The 15,751-nt window shown below is 47.4% G+C and carries 15 protein-coding genes; 8 read left to right on the forward strand and 7 right to left on the reverse strand.

Translation table 11 applies throughout. From position 1 onward, the window contains the following. The first annotated feature begins 36 nt into the window (after positions 1-36). Positions 37-1,065 carry a threonine aldolase family protein gene (locus tag ACHKAR_RS14680; protein WP_395418107.1) on the forward strand — a complete coding sequence of 343 codons (1,029 nt, stop codon included), beginning with the start codon at positions 37-39 and terminating at the stop codon, positions 1,063-1,065. After that, positions 1,062-1,463 carry a hypothetical protein gene (locus tag ACHKAR_RS14685; protein WP_395418108.1) on the forward strand — a complete coding sequence of 134 codons (402 nt, stop codon included), beginning with the start codon at positions 1,062-1,064 and terminating at the stop codon, positions 1,461-1,463. Before ACHKAR_RS14680 ends, ACHKAR_RS14685 begins: the two co-directional genes overlap by 4 nt. On the opposite strand, the gene ACHKAR_RS14690 is transcribed toward ACHKAR_RS14685, so the two are convergent. After that, positions 1,460-2,338 (reverse strand): DMT family transporter, encoded by an 879-nt coding sequence (locus ACHKAR_RS14690; protein ID WP_395418110.1) that lies wholly within the window; start codon positions 2,336-2,338, stop codon positions 1,460-1,462. The two genes, ACHKAR_RS14685 and ACHKAR_RS14690, sit on opposite strands and share 4 nt — an antisense overlap. Before the next feature lie 23 nt (positions 2,339-2,361). Then, complete coding sequence (locus ACHKAR_RS14695) at positions 2,362-3,123, reverse strand: methyltransferase family protein (protein ID WP_395418111.1); 762 nt, start codon at positions 3,121-3,123, stop codon at positions 2,362-2,364. Positions 3,124-3,316: 193 nt separating this feature from the next. On the opposite strand from ACHKAR_RS14695, the gene ACHKAR_RS14700 reads away from it, so the two are divergent. The 4 genes from ACHKAR_RS14700 to hutG all read left to right on the forward strand — a co-directional run bounded on the left by ACHKAR_RS14700 (position 3,317) and on the right by hutG (position 7,325). After that, entirely contained in the window at positions 3,317-3,637 is a 321-nt protein-coding gene (locus tag ACHKAR_RS14700) for a hypothetical protein (RefSeq protein WP_395418113.1), read from the forward strand. Between the two features lie 91 nt (positions 3,638-3,728). Next, positions 3,729-5,006: a replication-associated recombination protein A gene (locus ACHKAR_RS14705; protein WP_395418115.1), complete on the forward strand. Its 1,278-nt coding sequence runs from the start codon at positions 3,729-3,731 to the stop codon at positions 5,004-5,006. An 87-nt stretch (positions 5,007-5,093) separates the two neighbouring features. Then, positions 5,094-6,308: an imidazolonepropionase gene (gene hutI, locus ACHKAR_RS14710; RefSeq protein WP_395418117.1), complete on the forward strand. Its 1,215-nt coding sequence runs from the start codon at positions 5,094-5,096 to the stop codon at positions 6,306-6,308. Positions 6,309-6,335: 27 nt separating this feature from the next. Continuing rightward, positions 6,336-7,325, forward strand: a complete 990-nt coding sequence (gene hutG / locus ACHKAR_RS14715; protein ID WP_395418119.1) for a formimidoylglutamase — start codon at positions 6,336-6,338, stop codon at positions 7,323-7,325. 41 nt (positions 7,326-7,366) lie between these two features. On the opposite strand, the gene ACHKAR_RS14720 is transcribed toward hutG, so the two are convergent. After that, positions 7,367-7,750, reverse strand: a complete 384-nt coding sequence (locus ACHKAR_RS14720; protein WP_395418120.1) for a RidA family protein — start codon at positions 7,748-7,750, stop codon at positions 7,367-7,369. Positions 7,751-7,758: 8 nt separating this feature from the next. Beyond that, the gene (locus ACHKAR_RS14725; protein WP_395418122.1) at positions 7,759-8,415 is read right to left on the reverse strand and encodes a DUF4230 domain-containing protein; all 657 of its coding nucleotides are present in this window, start codon (positions 8,413-8,415) and stop codon (positions 7,759-7,761) included. A gap of 113 nt (positions 8,416-8,528) precedes the next feature. Between ACHKAR_RS14725 and ACHKAR_RS14730 the strand changes: the two genes are divergently transcribed. Then, on the forward strand, positions 8,529-10,250 hold the full coding sequence (locus ACHKAR_RS14730) for an alanine/glycine:cation symporter family protein (RefSeq protein ID WP_395418124.1): 1,722 nt from the start codon (positions 8,529-8,531) through the stop codon (positions 10,248-10,250). A gap of 174 nt (positions 10,251-10,424) precedes the next feature. After that, complete coding sequence (locus tag ACHKAR_RS14735; RefSeq protein WP_395418125.1) at positions 10,425-11,897, forward strand: M28 family peptidase; 1,473 nt, start codon at positions 10,425-10,427, stop codon at positions 11,895-11,897. Positions 11,898-11,949: 52 nt separating this feature from the next. Here the strand turns inward: ACHKAR_RS14735 and ACHKAR_RS14740 are convergent, their stop codons facing one another. The 3 genes from ACHKAR_RS14740 to ACHKAR_RS14750 all read right to left on the reverse strand — a co-directional run bounded on the left by ACHKAR_RS14740 (position 11,950) and on the right by ACHKAR_RS14750 (position 15,693). After that, positions 11,950-12,558, reverse strand: a complete 609-nt coding sequence (locus tag ACHKAR_RS14740; RefSeq protein WP_159583995.1) for a GDSL-type esterase/lipase family protein — start codon at positions 12,556-12,558, stop codon at positions 11,950-11,952. Between the two features lie 11 nt (positions 12,559-12,569). Beyond that, on the reverse strand, positions 12,570-14,444 hold the full coding sequence (locus ACHKAR_RS14745) for a 1-acyl-sn-glycerol-3-phosphate acyltransferase (protein WP_395418127.1): 1,875 nt from the start codon (positions 14,442-14,444) through the stop codon (positions 12,570-12,572). 775 nt (positions 14,445-15,219) lie between these two features. Next, positions 15,220-15,693: a hypothetical protein gene (locus ACHKAR_RS14750; protein ID WP_159583991.1), complete on the reverse strand. Its 474-nt coding sequence runs from the start codon at positions 15,691-15,693 to the stop codon at positions 15,220-15,222. Between the last annotated feature and the right edge of the window lie 58 nt (positions 15,694-15,751).

The following is a 15,751-nucleotide window of genomic DNA, read 5'->3' on the forward strand; positions in this document are numbered from 1 at the left end:
AGATAGGGTTATTTCCAATTTCCATATTTTAGAGCAATGATGACAACAAGCAGCATAGCCGACCTGAGAAGCGATACCATCACACGACCTACACCTGCCATGCTGGAGGCCATGATGTCCGCTAAGGTGGGCGACGATGTGCTGGGCGATGACCCCTCAGTGAATGAACTTCAGGAGAGGATTGCGGCACTTTTTGGTGTGGAGGCGGCACTTTTTTGCCCTTCTGGCACGATGGCTAATCAGATTGCGCTGCGCATATCCACCAGCCCGCAGGATGAGGTGATCTGCGATAAAGATGCTCATATTTATCTCTACGAGGGTGGCGGAATGGCTTACAATTCTATGCTCTCCCCGAAGTTACTCGTTGGAGACAGAGGACGTCTTTCAGCGGAACAGGTTCAGGAAAACATCAATGCGGATGACATCCACTTTCCGCGAACCAAACTGGTAGGCCTCGAGAACACCATGAACAAGGGTGGTGGGAGTATCTACGATATCAGGGAGATACGCAGGATTCGAAAAGTTTGCGATGCTCATGGCCTGAATCTGCACATGGATGGGGCCCGGTTTTTCAATGCATTGGCGGAGACGGGGGAAGACCCGGCAGATTATGGAGGTTTGTTTGATACGCTCACTATTTGTTTTTCAAAAGGTCTGGGGGCTCCGGTGGGTTCTGTGCTGCTGGCCTCCAAGCCCATGGTCAAAGAAGCTAAGCGTGTGCGGAAAGCTATGGGTGGAGGCATGCGACAGGCGGGTTATCTGGCCGCGGCATGTACCTATGCCCTGGATCACCATCGTACCAGACTTTCCGAAGATCATCATAGGGCTAAGGTCATCGGCAGGGGGCTGGAGGGGCAGCCTTACATTGGAGAGGTGATCCCGGTGGTAACCAATATCGTGAGTGCCGAGCTGGATGGGATTTCACCGGAAGAATATTTGAAGAAGCTCGCCAAAAAGGGTGTCCTGGCCGTATCTTTCGGCAAAAAAGCAGTCAGATTTGTGACTCATCTGGATTTCACGGATGATCACCTGGAGCAAACACTTTCCACCTTCAAAAGCCTATGAAAAATTTTTATCAATGGACTATCCTATGCCTGATCGCAGCGCTATTGGCCGGATGCGCCAAGAACATTACTACTTCCAGGACTTCAGAGGTCTTTGAGGAGTTCTATGACCGCTTTCATGCTGACGAGCGCTTCCAGCTAGACCGGGTGAAGTTTCCGCTGTCCGGAGAGTATGAAGGCCCAGAGGGTAGTCAGCCCTGGGTAAAATCAGCCTGGGAGCCACATAAGCAAAAGGTGACCGAAATTTCCGATCCACAATACATCACCGATATCGTGAAAACGGAAGGTGAAGTCATCGAAAAAGTACAGGAGGATGGTGGCGGTTTTTATTCGGAGCGCCGCTTCCAACTGATCGATGGGAAGTGGTACCTGGTGTTTTACGATACAGTCAACCTCTAACCTCTTTTTACCACCAGCCATACACCGGCAAACACCAGAAGTGCTGCTATGAGGTGGCGGATGGATAGTATTTCCCCGAAGAAGGTACTGGCGATCAACGTGGCGAAAACAGGTTGGACGTAGATGTAAACACCTACCGTGGAGGGATTGACTTTTTTCAAAGCCCAGATGTTCAGTACATAGACGATCACTGTCACCCCTATGATCACAAAGGCCATGCTAAAATAGACTTTGGCGGTGAGGGCCTGCCATTCAATCTGGGTGAATTCATTCCAGCCAACCGGGAGTACCAGTAAAAAGCCGAAGAAAAAGATCCATTTGGCTACCGTAATGGGGGTATACCTGGCCATGAGTGGCTTCACCAGGACTAAGTAGACACCGTAGCTCATGGCATTGAGGAGAATGAGCACATCCCCTCTCCAGTTTCCCAGGGATATCCCTGTTCCAGGGCTGTAGATAATCAGAAATGCCCCGAGGAACCCAACAGCCAACCCGAGGACTTTTAAAAGGGTGACTTTCTCTTTCAGCAGGATTAGGGAGGTCACAAAGACCATCACCGGTGTGAGTGTCATGATGATACTCCCATTGATGGCGGTGGTTAGGCTCACTCCTTTGAAGAAGAAAAGCATGTTGATCCCTACACCAAAGAATGCGCAGAGCACAATCCGAACCCAGTCAGCACGCCAATTTATTTTTTCATTAACGGAAAGCCCTATGAGCCAAAAACAAGCTGTGGCGATGGCCACCCGTATCACGATCAGCCCAAAAGGAAGAATGTACTCTGGAGTGATGATTTTGACAATGCTGTAATTGGTGCCATAGAGGAGCCCCACCAGGAGCATGGCGATATGTTGCTTGAAATCCGGAATTTTCACGTGGCAAAGATATGGTCGCGGACTTAAGCCCTACCAGTTCCGCTGTTATTTTCGAGCCAGTTTGTCGTGGCTGAAATCACTTTGATCAGCAGGTAGTACAGGCCGGAACCAAGGGCGCACACAGACCAGAAGAGGTGATCAGCTAGAAATGTCACGGGATGAAATTTTTCCGGAGCTGCTATGGCTCCGGAGAGTTGGAATAGGAAGAAAATGCCGAAAATGGCAGCAATCCCATTTTTCTCCTTTCTCAGCACTTTTTTCCAGTTGAAGGCCCGGGTACTGGGTTGGTATTTTCTCAGGGAGGGAAAGAAGACAGGGGTGTTGTTCTTCCAGGTCAGGTAGTCTGCTCCGAACTCTGTTTCCAGAAAGGTCTCTTCCGTGAAGATGATGAGTCGATAAAACCACCAAAAGCTCAACAGAAATAAGATTGTGAACCCAAGGTGCTGGCAAAGGAGAACCACTGCCAGCCAGAGGAGGAAATTGCCAAGGTACAGCGGGTTTCTGGTCACAGCGTAAAGTCCTGTAGTGTTAAGCTGATGGGCTACCTGCGTGGCTGTGTTTCTTCCGGAGGTACCTTTTGGGCTATAACCTACTGTAATGATCCGAATGATCAGGCCTGATAGGGCCAGGCACAAACATGCGAGATCGTAGGTGCGTTGGTCATCTTCGGTAAAGAAAAAAGCAGAGTGTCGGGCTTGCAGAAAAAAAATAATCAATCCGATGATCAAAAAAGCCACTGGGAGGAGACCACGAAATTTGAATAAAAACTGGCCTTGTCGCAGCATTTTATTTTGCCGATTTGTACTCTGCATAATGAATGATTTGCGCTGGTTATTTTTTGCGAAATGTAAATTTAACGGACGTTGGTTCGGCGCAAATAAAGTGAAAATATTTACAACGAAAATGGACTTGCAATCGTTTGCAATTCGTATAATTGTACTACGATTCTATATTCTGGTAACTCTAAAAAGACAGCTTATGGTATTCACCGAGATTGACAAAAAGACTATGCAGATCCTCTGCACCCTTGCAAAGCTAGCCGGGCCTGCTGGAGAGAAAAGAGATGCAATTGTTAATATAGGTCAGTTTTTGGGAGTTCCCAAAGATGACACTTTGGAGCTGCTGGAAGAATGGGAGGAGTATGATATCATGCATTTGGCTTCAGAGGAGGAAAAGCGGCATTTTGTTAATTATTGCTTCTCCTATATGAATAAGGATTATCACCCCAAAAAATCCGAAAGAGAATTTTACCAACAGGTTGTTAATAACCTGGGGCTAACGGCCAGATTCGATAACTGACATTTTTCAATCCAAAATTGAACAGCTTTCCTTTCTAAAGGAAAGCTGTTTTTTTATATCCTTTGGCCACCGGGCCATTTATCTTTGTGGTATGAGCATTTTTCAAGACAACTCCCCGTTGGCGGAGCGGATGCGGCCTTCCAATCTGGATCAGCTCATCGGTCAGGAGCATTTGGTGGGTGAGAAGGGCATTCTGAAGCGATCCATCGCTTCGGGTCGAGTGCCTTCCATGATTTTGTGGGGACCTCCCGGTACTGGAAAAACCACCCTGGCCAATATCATTGCCAATCAGGTGAAAATGCCCTTTCATACCCTGAGTGCCATAAGCGCTGGCGTAAAGGACATCAGGGAAGTAATTGGAAATATACGTGGCGGCAGCAAGGCCATTCTCTTTATTGATGAGATCCACCGGTTCAATAAAGGCCAGCAGGATGCCCTGTTGGGCGCAGTAGAAAAAGGAGCGATCACGCTGATTGGGGCCACTACAGAAAACCCAAGCTTTGAGGTGAATGCGGCCCTACTTTCCAGATGTCAGGTGTACACGCTCAATCACCTGGAAAAAGGTCATCTGAAAACCATCATCGAAAAAGCACTGGTCGAGGATCATGAGTTGAAGAAGATGCAGGTGGATTTGAAAGAGACCGAAGCACTTTTTAACCTCTCAGGAGGGGATGCCAGGAAGCTCCTGAACATCCTGGAGCTGGTGATCAAGAGCGATGAAAATACGAAGGAAATTGTGATCACCGATGAAAAGGTGATCAATGCCGTGCAGCGCAAGACGGTACTTTATGACAAGTCTGGGGAGATGCATTATGACATCATTTCTGCATTCATCAAATCCATCAGGGGGAGTGACCCCAATGCAGCGGTGTATTACCTCGCGCGAATGATCGAAGGAGGAGAAGACGTCAAGTTCATCGCCCGCAGGTTGCTCATTTTAGCTTCTGAAGACATTGGCAATGCCAACCCCACTGCGCTGGTCATGGCCAATGCGACGTTTCAGTCAGTCAACGTAATTGGCTATCCCGAATCCCGGATTATTTTGTCACAATGTGTGACCTATCTGGCCTGCTCGCCCAAGAGCAATGCCAGTTATGAAGCCATCAATGAAGCTCAGCGGGTGGTCGCCCGAACAGGTGATTTACAAGTGCCCATGGCCATTCGCAATGCCCCTACCAAGCTGATGAAGGATCAGGGATATGGCGAGGGTTATAAGTATGCGCACGCTCATGAGCACAATTTTGCCGAAATGGAGTTTTTGCCGGAGGAAATCAGGGCCACCAGGTTTTATGATCCGGGGAAGAACCCCCGGGAGGATGAACTGCGAAAATTTCTCAAAAACCGATGGAAAGAGAAGTACGGATATTGAGTGTAATTACCAGGGGCATCTGCTTCTAAGTAAGCAAATCCTACTAGCTTTGTGTTCTTTTTCATTTAAATCCAAAAAACACCCTCGATGCCTATTCTTCATGGACCTTTCAGGCAAATTATTGCACTTTGGGACATTCCCTTGAAAGGGAAAATTCAGAACGAGCAGCTCACGGTGATCGAGCAGGGAGGGGTAGTGGTAGAGGATGGATACATTGTCAACATCGCTCCGTTTTCTTCCTTTGACGTCCGGGATTACGAATACCACCCCATTGAAGAAGACATGGTGCTTATCCCCGGACTGGTGGACTGCCATACACACCTCGTGTGGGGAGGAAGTCGCTATCAGGACTATACCATGCGTACTTCGGGGCGATCATATCAGGATATTCTGGCAGCTGGAGGAGGTATTTTTGATTCAGTCCGAAAAACTCAGCAGGCCGAATCGGAGGATCTCCTTCAAAACTTAATCCGAAGAGCCGATAAGCATCTGAATGAAGGAGTGACCACCATAGAAGTGAAGACCGGTTATGGACTGGAAACAGCACACGAACTTCGGCTGTTGGAGGTGATCCGGGATGCAAAGTCGGTGGTGAAGGCCGATCTGGTCCCCACCTGCCTGGCAGCTCATGTGTGTCCCAGGGGTTACGAACCTGCAGCTTTTTTGGCTTACCTGGAAAATGAGCTACTCCCTCAGGTGTTGGTAAGGGGGCTGTCCAAAAGGGTAGACATTTTTGTGGAAGACAATGCTTTTCCTGAGCCCCTGGCGCGACCTTACCTGTCCGCGGCACGCAAATTGGGCTTCGAACTGACAGTACATGCTGATCAGTTTAGTGTAGGGGGCAGTAAGTTGGCGGTGGAAATGGGGGCATTTAGTGCTGATCACCTGGAAGCCTCTGGCGAAAATGAGATCAAAGCCCTGGCCACTTCGGATGTGATTTCAGTGGCTTTGCCAGGAGCCTCTTTGGGGTTGGGAATGCAGTTTACTCCCGCGCGAAAGTTGCTGGACGCTGGTGCGAGTCTGGCCATTGCGACCGATTGGAATCCGGGATCTGCGCCCATGGGCGATTTGCTGGTGCAAACCTCCCTGCTGGGGGTATATGAAAAACTAACCGCCGCTGAGCTGCTTGCCGGGATTACCTTCCGGGCTGCTCAGGCGCTCAACCTGAGGGACCGGGGCCGGTTGGCCATTGGTGAGCGTGCGGATATGATCGCCTTTTCCTTAAAGGACTACAGAGAGATTTTTTATCATCAGGGGAGTGTGAAGCCATCGCTGGTTTGGAAAAGCGGGCAGCTCACCTGAAGTCATAGATTTTATACTAGACCAAATATGTATCAGTCACCAAATAAGAAAATTTGGACGGGGAGAAATGACCCGTTTGATGGGGAAGATGGCCACTTGTGGCATCATGTAGTGGAGGTAGTGGACATGGAAAAAAGCCTGGTGCCTGCCGTCCACCCCAATCAGGTAGCTATTTTGGGTTTTGCTTCTGATGAGGGTGTGAAAAGAAATCAGGGAAGACCCGGAGCCAAAGATGGTCCGGATGTTATCCGAAAGGCCATGTGCAATCTGGCCGTACACTTCAATAGTGACGAACTCATGATCAAAGACGTGGGCAATGTGGCCACGGTAAAAAGCAAACTGGAAGAGGCGCAAAAGGAGTTGTCGGAGAAGGTAACTACTTTACTAGGCGCCGGGTATTTCCCAATCTTGCTTGGAGGTGGACATGAGATCGCCTATGGTCACTACAATGGCATCTACGAGTTTGTGAAGGATAAGCCAAAAAGAAATATAGGAGTCATCAACTTTGATGCACATTTTGATTTCAGGTCTTACGCCAACGGCGCACATTCGGGTTCGCCCTTTCGGCAAATAGTAGACGACTGTGAGGAGCGTGGAGAGCAAATTCATTATCTACCGATAGGGATTAATCAGGCGGCCAATCAGCGGGCACAGTTCAAGGTAATGGAGATTTACAACCAGACCTATATCCCGCTGGAGGAGGTCCGCATTGATACCATAGAGGAGATCAAAATGCGTATTTTGGGCTTTGCCGCACGTATGGATTACATCTATATCACTTTGGACCTGGATGTCATGTCCATGGGCTTTTCGCCTGGTGTGAGTGCTCCGGCGGCCTTCGGTGTGTTTCCCTATTTGGTTCGGGGAATGATCAAAACCATCCTGGGTACTGGCAAGGTCATCAGCTTTGACGTGGCGGAATTTAACCCCACCTATGACGATGGGCGTACTGCCAAACTGGCTGCTTCGTTTGTGTATGATGTGGCCATGAGTCGCAAGAAGAAAGAGAAGAGTTGAAAAAAGCGCTCCTGCCAGACGGCAGGAGCGCTTTGGGTTTTCTAGCCCTTGCTGATGACAGCAGTTGCTTCTATCTCCACCAGCAGCTTATCGTCTATCAGTGCCGACACTTCTACCATGGTGGTGGCAGGCTTGATGGTGCCGAAAAATTCTCCGTGTGCCCTGCCAACTTCTTCCCACTGAGAAATGTTGGTGACGTACATGCGTGTGCGCACCACGTCTTGTAGGGAAGCCCCGGCTTTCTTGAGTGTTGCTTCTATGATTTCCAGGCAGCACCTGGTTTGCTCATAGGCAGACCCGTAAAAAGGAGCACCATCTTTTACCGGTGCTGTGCCGGATATTTCTATCACGTTGCCAATGACTACCGCCCTGCTGTAGCCAACTTTGTCTTCCCAGGGGCTCCCCGAGGAAATGTTTGTTCTCATATGTTGATTTATTGATTTAAAATGATGGATTGATCCATTCGGAATTTGATGATGACCGGTTTATTGGACAAGTTTTCAAAAAGCGGCTGTAGGACAAGTCGGGCATTCGTTCGGGTTTGCTCCAGGATGCCCATTTTCAGAGCCGAAGCTTTGATTTCTGCTTCAGCCACTTTGTATAGTTCCTCCATGAATTTTTTCTGATCGTTCTTGGCTATTCCGGAGATCTCCAGGTCATAGAGCCTTGATTTTTCCAGATCTATTTTGAAATAGCAGAGGTTCGGTGCGGGCAGGGTCACATAGAGGGTGTAGTTATCCTCCCTGATGTCCTCTTTTCGTACGGCAGACAGGTCGATGCAACCGGCAGCACTTCCCTGACTGATGAGCACCGCCCTGGAGTCGGGAGCCAGAGATGTGGGCAATTTGAAAAACTTAAAATCGATTTTATCCACCGCCTTTTTTACTTCCGTCACCTCCTGAAAATTGTATTTTACCAGCTCCAGATTTCCCATTTCCTCTACACGTGTGAGAATGGTGCTCTGGTAAGTGTCTTTTCCTCCCGTGATCACATCCAGTGAGAGCTTCTCCTCCAGCAGCATCAGTGTGAGTAGGAGTACTACCAATAGCCAGGGGAGTATTTTGAGGATGATTTTCAGAAGACCGATCATGTGGTCAATTTATCCAAGGCTGCGGTGAAATCAAAGCGAAGAGGTACACCGCGCTACTTTCATTAGAATCATTACTTTTGTCGGATTATCAATTTTACAACCTATTCCCTTTTATGCTTCAGATCAACGAATTTCTTAGCCTCATTGACAGTTTCATTGGTGGGGCAGTCTGGTTTCCTTATGCCCTGCTAGGTACAGGTTTGTTTTTCACTATTTACCTCAAGTTTCCTCAGGTCAGGTTTTTCAGACATGCCCTCCGCATTGTGAGTGGAAAGTTTGATCGAAAGGATCTTCCAGGCGATACTTCGCACTTTCAGGCATTGTCTACAGCCCTTTCTGGCACGGTAGGTACGGGCAATATTGCGGGTGTTGCGTTTGCGGTACACCTTGGTGGCCCTGCGGCTCTTTTTTGGATGCTTGTGACTGCTGCTTTGGGTATGTGTACCAAATTTGTGGAGGTTTCGCTTTCGCATAAGTACAGAAACAAACTGGATGACGGCACCATGGCCGGTGGGCCAATGTATTATATGAAAAATGCCGACTTCAAAATAGGAGGTAAAAAAGTGAACCTGAAGTGGCTGGCGACCATCTTTGCTGTGGCTACGGTGCTGTCTTCGTTTGGCACAGGGAGTCTCCCTCAAATCAACAGCATCTCCAGCACCATGTTATCCACCTTCGGAGTTAATCAGATGCTGACAGGCGCGGTACTGGCTATTTGTTTGGGATTGGTGATTATCGGAGGGATCAAGCGGATCGCTGCGGTGACTTCCAAGCTGGTACCCGGGATGGCCATAGTTTATTTCATTGGAGCCTTTGCCGTTATATTCTTCAACATCGAAAATATTATCCCTTCTTTCGTTTCCATCTTTAGTGATATTTTCACTGGTACGGCTGCTACTGGGGGCTTCATCGGAGCCAATCTTGCTTTTGCCTTCAATCGTGGAGTGAACAGAGGACTCTTCTCCAATGAAGCGGGTCAGGGGTCAGCACCTATTGCTCACGCATCGGCCAAGGCTAACGAGCCATTGTCTGAGGGTATGGTGGCCATTCTGGAGCCTTTTATTGATACCATTATCATTTGTCTGGTGACTGGCCTGGTACTACTTTCCTCTGGTGTATGGTCAGAAAAGCACAATAATCAATTTGAATATGCTGAGATAGAGATACTCAACGATAGCTATAAAGAGAGCAACCCAGATAACTCTAAAACCATCTATGACCATTTGAATGGCATCAAAGCATTGCCTGTATATACTGGCGCACTGAATGTGGTGGATGGTAAAATACAGAACGAAGACATCACGTTTCTGCATTCAAGAAGTTTTGCAGAAAATGTCATGGTCTACAAAAATGAAGGGCTCCTGACGGATGAGGTTTTCACCGGTCAGGTGGAGATTGTCAACGGGACAGTGACCGACAGTAAGCCGCTGAAGTTTATTGGAGAGTCACTGGTGCACAGTGCACCACTTACGGCCATTGCCTTCAACAGAGGTTTTTTTGGTGACTATGGTCAGTATATTGTCTCCATTGGCCTGCTATTATTTGCCTTTAGTACGGCCATTAGCTGGTCCTACTATGGAGACCGTGCCATGACTTTCTTATTCGGTTCTAAATCCGTGATTTACTACCGCATCGTCTATGTCATTGCCTTTTTCTTTGCGGCTTTTCAGGATACCACCATCATCTGGACCTTGTCCGGCATCACCATAGCTCTGATGACGATACCCAACCTGATCGGGATCATTTGGTTGAGGAAAGACATGAAGCAAACGATCAAAGAATACGGCGAGTTCTTCGAGAAAACTTTCCCGGGTGAAAAACATCCAAAGTTTTAACAGAAGTTCTTCTTTTGCGAAAGCCCTCCAGATCAAGTATCTGGAGGGCTTTTTTATACCAGCGCCTGAAGCAATACCATCCAACGCCAAATAATGACCGCATACAAAATCCTCATTACGCTCTGATAAACAATTCTGTACTTTAGCGCTTCTAAGAATAAACACAAACTGAAAATGAAGCAATTACTGGTACTATCCACGGCCTTATTGGTCTCTTTTGGGAGTTTTTCTCAAAAACTGGTGAAGGACATAGACAAGAAAGTTCAGCTAAGTGAAATCAAATCACACTTGTATTTTTTGGCCTCCGATGAGCTGAGAGGAAGAAATACAGGTACTCTAGAAAATGAAATAGCGGCCAGATACATTGCGGAGCGGTTTCGCTCTTATGGAGTGAAAATGGCTCCGGGTATGGATTCCTATTTCCAACCTGTTTCCCTGATCAAAGAAGTAAGTCCCCAGAAAGCTACTTTGTCGGTAGGGGAGAAAACCTTCAATCTGGGAGATGATATGGTCTTCTACAGTTCTACCAATGGGACATTCAGTGGTGAGGTCATCTATGTGGGTTTTGGCTTGGAGGAGGACCTGGAAGGTAAAGACCTCAAAGGAAAAATAGTGGTAGCCAAAGCCGGGAATGGTAACCCTGATGAGAGACTTACCCCTTATACCATCCAAAAGCAGGAAATGGTGGAGGCGGCAGGTGGATTAGGCCTGGTGGAACTTTATAAGCCCGGTCGTTATCCATGGAAGCTCATTCAATATTACTTCTCAGGAGAAAAGTACCGACTCGACAAAGGCGAAGTGGGAGGCAAATCCACATTTCCATCGGCATGGCTGTATGACTCGGGTGATGTGCTGGCCTATTTTGAAGAAAGTGATGGGGCGCTTGCCACGATCACGATCGAGGGTAAAAATAATCTGTCCATATCTGTACCCAATGTAGTGGGCTACATAGAGGGGACCGACCCCACGATGAAAAGTGAGTATGTCATGATCTCGGCGCACCTGGATCATGTAGGTGTGAGCAAGGCAGACGGAGACTCCATCTGGAATGGTGCCCGTGACAATGGCATAGGCATAGCCAATATGCTCACGGCTGCTGAGTATCTAAGCAAAAACCCACCCAAGCGATCTGTGGCTTTTTTAGCATGCAATGCTGAGGAGAAAGGACTGTTGGGTAGTCGTTGGTACGCGGATCATCCTGTGTTTCCCCTGGAAAAAACCGTTTTTGACCTGAATACTGATACCGGAGGGTACAACGACGTGACGAAGGTAACCGTGGTAGGATTTAATAGAACTTCAGTGACACCACTTTTCGTGAAGTCAGCCCAGGCCTTTGGACTTACCGCCATAGATGATCCTTTGCCAGAAGAAAATTATTACGATCGATCAGACAATGTGAGCTTTGCGGCCAAGGGCGTGCCTTCGGTCTCCTATGATCCCGGATATACCGAAATGAACGAAGAAATCACTAAATACTACCATCAGCCTACAGATGAACCCAATACGCTGGATTATGAGTATCTGACGAAATACTCCAAATCGTTTATTTACGCAGTGTGGCTCATTGGCAACCGTACCGAGGAGATTTTCTGGGAAGCGGGAGACAAGTACGAAGAGGCAGGGAAAGCTCTGTATGGAGTGGAGTAAGCGCTTATTAAACAACACACCCGATACCACCTGGCCTTGCCGGGTGGTTTTTTTATATCTCAAAGTAACGCCTCACCACGCCGCGCCAGATTTTGTAACCCTTCTCATTCATATGAAGCTGATCTTCCAGATAGAGTTCCGGACGGGCTACATTTCGTTCATTGAGCATAGAGTCGAACACGTTGATGAGGCGGGCTTTGTCCAGACCCATCAGTTCCTTCCTGATGAGCTTATTGGTAAGCTGTATTTCCGGTAGCAGGTAGGTGCGTATAGGACTGGGTTTGATGGTAATGAAATCCAAAGGCATCCTGGGAAAAGTGAGTCGAACCATCTTCACCAGCATGCGAAATTTTTTCAGCACTTTCTCTGGTTTGATGCCATTCGCCAGGTCATTGTCCCCTACATAGATGACCATATGGGACGGCTCAATGTTGGCGAAAAGACGCTCGAAGTAGTAAATACACCAGGAGAAAGAAGATCCACCAAAGCCAAGGTTGAGGATGTTCAGGGGAGTCAGGTCATTTTCCAGGTTTTCCCATAGCCTTATCGAGGAGCTTCCATAAAATACGACAAGGTCCTTTTTATTGGGGTGATCAAGGATTTTTTGCTCAAGCGCCTCGATCTCCTCTTCAAATTCAAAATCCATAATATGTTCATCCATGGGTCATTGCACTAAGACTTCCTGGATTGTTCCAGGGCTCGCTCCACATAGTCGCGGTATGTTTCCTGATACTCCGAAAGAAATTGCTTCATCTCTGTTTTGCTTTCAGGGTCGCTAATATAGTCAGACACCTTGAAAGGGGGCAAAATGAGGCAGGAGAAGCAATTGTTTCGGGCACGCTTCTCAAAATTGGCCATGGCCACAGGCACGATCCAGGGTTCTTTTTTCATGGAAAGTGCCAGGTTGAAGGCCCCCGATTTGAATGGTCCGGGGGATTCTTCAGTGCTGTAGGAGTTTCCTTCCGGGCTAATGATGAGGTTGCCGCCTTTGGCAAGGTGCGCACCGGCTTCATTGTAAAACATTTGGCGTACCTGCTTCTTGAGTTTTTTAGGTTTCGTTCCCGAATCTTCAGTGAACACATCTATGTGCCCCAGGCGTTGGTAGTATTCCTGATGTGCAAACTCTTTGCTCAGTCCCACCCGCACGATGCGCAAGCCCGGATCACCATATTTTTTCATCAGCACCATGCTGCTGATAAAATGAGAGTCCAGAGTGATTTGAAACTGGTTGGGCAGGGTGTTGTACGTATGGTTTCGGAGGTGATTGTATATGAAGATATTACCGGATTTTTCTGGCAGGTTTTCCTGGCCCTTGATGATGTGCTCCTGATGATCGAAGATCTTCATATAGGCGGCCGCACTGATTTTTCTGACCTGCTCTGCAGGCAAGTCCTTAGGGGCACCCACCACGCTGTTGTACACATTCACCAGGCCTTTGTAAAACTGTTGTTCTTTTCGGATTCCTTCCAGAATGTCCAGTGAAGAGAGTGCTACAGTCTTCTCCAGTGAAGTACCGTGTTCTTTGAGACGCTCCAGGGTGTCAATGGCATCGGTCACTGTGAGCTTATTGTCCAGCAGGTGAGGTATTTTGTGCAATGGAGAAGTAAGCGTGAGCCTGGCGCTGTTTTGGTCGATCAGGTTGCTGATGGCCACCACTTCATGGTTGAGTCGAGAGGCAATGATCCTGGCTCGGATGGCTTGTAGCTGGTGGCTGATCAGCCAGAGGAGTCGCTTGAAGTACTGTGGTGAGAAAGTAGGGTTGAGCTTGATGATCCTGTCCATGCTGGTCTGAGGCACAAAATAGACCAGGGTATCCTGGACGGCATGCGCATTGATGATGTTGGCTTTGAACACGGATGAGGCCCAGCTGAGTACAAACCCAGGAGTGGTGATTTGTGTGAAACTTACATTTGCCTGATTTTCGCTGTGGTAGCTAAAACGGACTTTGCCCATCCCGAGAATAAACAGGCCATCAGATTTTTTATCCTGGGTGTAGATGATTTCATTGGCTGCATACATCCGGCGCTCTACATTTTGGGAGAGAAACTCTAGCGGGACTTCATCAAAGGCCTCGAAAAACGCAGATTTTCTTAGGAATTTGACCAGGTCTTCTTCCGGAGAAGGCGCCGTGATGGTGAACCCATTGGAGCTTTCGGGAAGTGAGGGCAGCACAGATGGGGCTTTTGCATTGAGAATTTTTACCGCGATTTTAATGAGGTCTCTGGCCCTTCCGCAAATGTCTCTGAGAAAGGCAGTGCCCAGTTCAGGGTTGGCTTCCAGAATCTCGCGGAGCTCCTCGTGGTTCCATTTGATAAAGGTGGCCGAAAGCGAATCCACTTTCACAGTGGTGGCATATCTGCCGGGCGAATTGAACCCACTCCACCCAATGGGAGTCAACCTGGTGTCACTTTCACCAACTTCTATTTCTCCACCTGAGTCATCCATGGACAGAAAAAACCTTACGCGACCCGATTTCATCAGATAGAAATCATTCGCTTTGGCAAATTGCTGAGTCAGGATTTCACCGTTTTTTAAACGGATTTCCATACCCTTGTCCAATAAAGAGGGGTCAATTACGGAGTTAATATTCAAAGTCTTCACTTATTGAAATATTTTTAATTTATTCAACCAAAAGCAAAATATTATTTAATAAAAATAGATAATTGTTGGGAATAATAAAAATATAGTGTGGTTTTGATGGAGTTGTGAGACTTGAATTTTTGGTGCTGAAAGTGTACGTTGTTTCATTCTTATTGTGAAAATGAGTGGTGGGTGCCCTTATCTCAGGGCGTATAGTAGGGGGTATGTATGCAAAAAAACCAATGGGCACGGGTGAATGCGCAAATGGCTAATGCCGGATCAAACGGAATTCTAGTGGGGAGATTTTATTAAAGATGGATAGTGATCCGTAATCTGGCATCTCATTTGACTCAATCCAACTGATTGGCTGCTTAGCCTTCATTTTCTTTGCTTGCCCAAAGAAAACGAAGCAAAAGAAAAGGCACCAACGCAAAAAATCATTTTGACTCATCGTTTATTGACTTTTTTAAAGACCTTCTGAAGTCAAAATGATTCACACTTGCCTTGGATGCCCCACCCGCCTTTGTGTCCTTACTTTTCTGGATCTACAGTGGAATAGTTATTTTTTTGCAAAAAATAACTATGTAGTGATGCCCCACACAAATATCGCTTGATCCATAGTGCCATCAGAAAACTTGATAGAGCTGATATGACAAAGCATGCTCAGAACAGCGCATGCCAATACACTGACTGAGAATTCTCAGCAGGAGATCATTTCGGAAATGTTGTTTGGTGTGAAGTATTATAGCGTATCCCGGTAGTTCACAGGACTACATTGTGCAAATTTCACGTCCTTGCTCATCGGGAACTTCGCACTGTTGATAAACTCATTCAGGAGTTGATCAAACTCTGCCTGTCTTTCTACACTGAGTTCACCTTCCTCAAATTGATAGATGAAATATTCGATGGAGCCATCGGCGGCAAAATAGATTCTGTTGAAGCAGCGGGTCTGTCCACCCCATCTGAAATCGTTGCTATTCAAATAGGTGCTTAGGTCACGAATCATCGCGTAGTATGCCTGAATGTACTCGGTTTGCTGCTCAGAAAACACCGCCAGGTTGGGATCACTGTGTATGCCACTCTTGTAGGTACTGTCCAGCTCTGCTACGTTGATACCCTGGTTTTTGGCTTCCTCAAAGGAGATGGCCATTTGCCCGAAGGACTGGATAGAAAGCAGACTGAGAATAATGATTGGAATGTACCTGAATATTTTCATGGTTGGCTTTGATTAAAACGGGGCAAAAGTAGGACAAAACCAAGAGAACGAAAAGGTG

Origin of the sequence: Marinoscillum luteum (assembly GCF_044005705.1) — a bacterium.
In the GTDB taxonomy this organism is placed as follows: Bacteria; Bacteroidota; Bacteroidia; order Cytophagales; family Cyclobacteriaceae; genus Marinoscillum; species Marinoscillum luteum.

Excerpts from the sequence above, each read along its gene's own strand:
- ACHKAR_RS14680 (WP_395418107.1), top strand. The coding sequence starts at position 37 with ATGATGACAACAAGCAGCATAGCCGACCTGAGAAGCGATACCATCACA.
- ACHKAR_RS14685 (WP_395418108.1), top strand. The coding sequence starts at position 1,062 with ATGAAAAATTTTTATCAATGGACTATCCTATGCCTGATCGCAGCGCTA.
- ACHKAR_RS14695 (WP_395418111.1), bottom strand. The coding sequence starts at position 3,123 with ATGCTGCGACAAGGCCAGTTTTTATTCAAATTTCGTGGTCTCCTCCCA.
- ACHKAR_RS14700 (WP_395418113.1), top strand. The coding sequence starts at position 3,317 with ATGGTATTCACCGAGATTGACAAAAAGACTATGCAGATCCTCTGCACC.
- ACHKAR_RS14705 (WP_395418115.1), top strand. The coding sequence starts at position 3,729 with ATGAGCATTTTTCAAGACAACTCCCCGTTGGCGGAGCGGATGCGGCCT.
- hutI (WP_395418117.1), top strand. The coding sequence starts at position 5,094 with ATGCCTATTCTTCATGGACCTTTCAGGCAAATTATTGCACTTTGGGAC.
- hutG (WP_395418119.1), top strand. The coding sequence starts at position 6,336 with ATGTATCAGTCACCAAATAAGAAAATTTGGACGGGGAGAAATGACCCG.
- ACHKAR_RS14720 (WP_395418120.1), bottom strand. The coding sequence starts at position 7,750 with ATGAGAACAAACATTTCCTCGGGGAGCCCCTGGGAAGACAAAGTTGGC.
- ACHKAR_RS14725 (WP_395418122.1), bottom strand. The coding sequence starts at position 8,415 with ATGATCGGTCTTCTGAAAATCATCCTCAAAATACTCCCCTGGCTATTG.
- ACHKAR_RS14730 (WP_395418124.1), top strand. The coding sequence starts at position 8,529 with ATGCTTCAGATCAACGAATTTCTTAGCCTCATTGACAGTTTCATTGGT.
- ACHKAR_RS14735 (WP_395418125.1), top strand. The coding sequence starts at position 10,425 with ATGAAGCAATTACTGGTACTATCCACGGCCTTATTGGTCTCTTTTGGG.
- ACHKAR_RS14740 (WP_159583995.1), bottom strand. The coding sequence starts at position 12,558 with ATGGATGAACATATTATGGATTTTGAATTTGAAGAGGAGATCGAGGCG.
- ACHKAR_RS14745 (WP_395418127.1), bottom strand. The coding sequence starts at position 14,444 with ATGGAAATCCGTTTAAAAAACGGTGAAATCCTGACTCAGCAATTTGCC.
- ACHKAR_RS14750 (WP_159583991.1), bottom strand. The coding sequence starts at position 15,693 with ATGAAAATATTCAGGTACATTCCAATCATTATTCTCAGTCTGCTTTCT.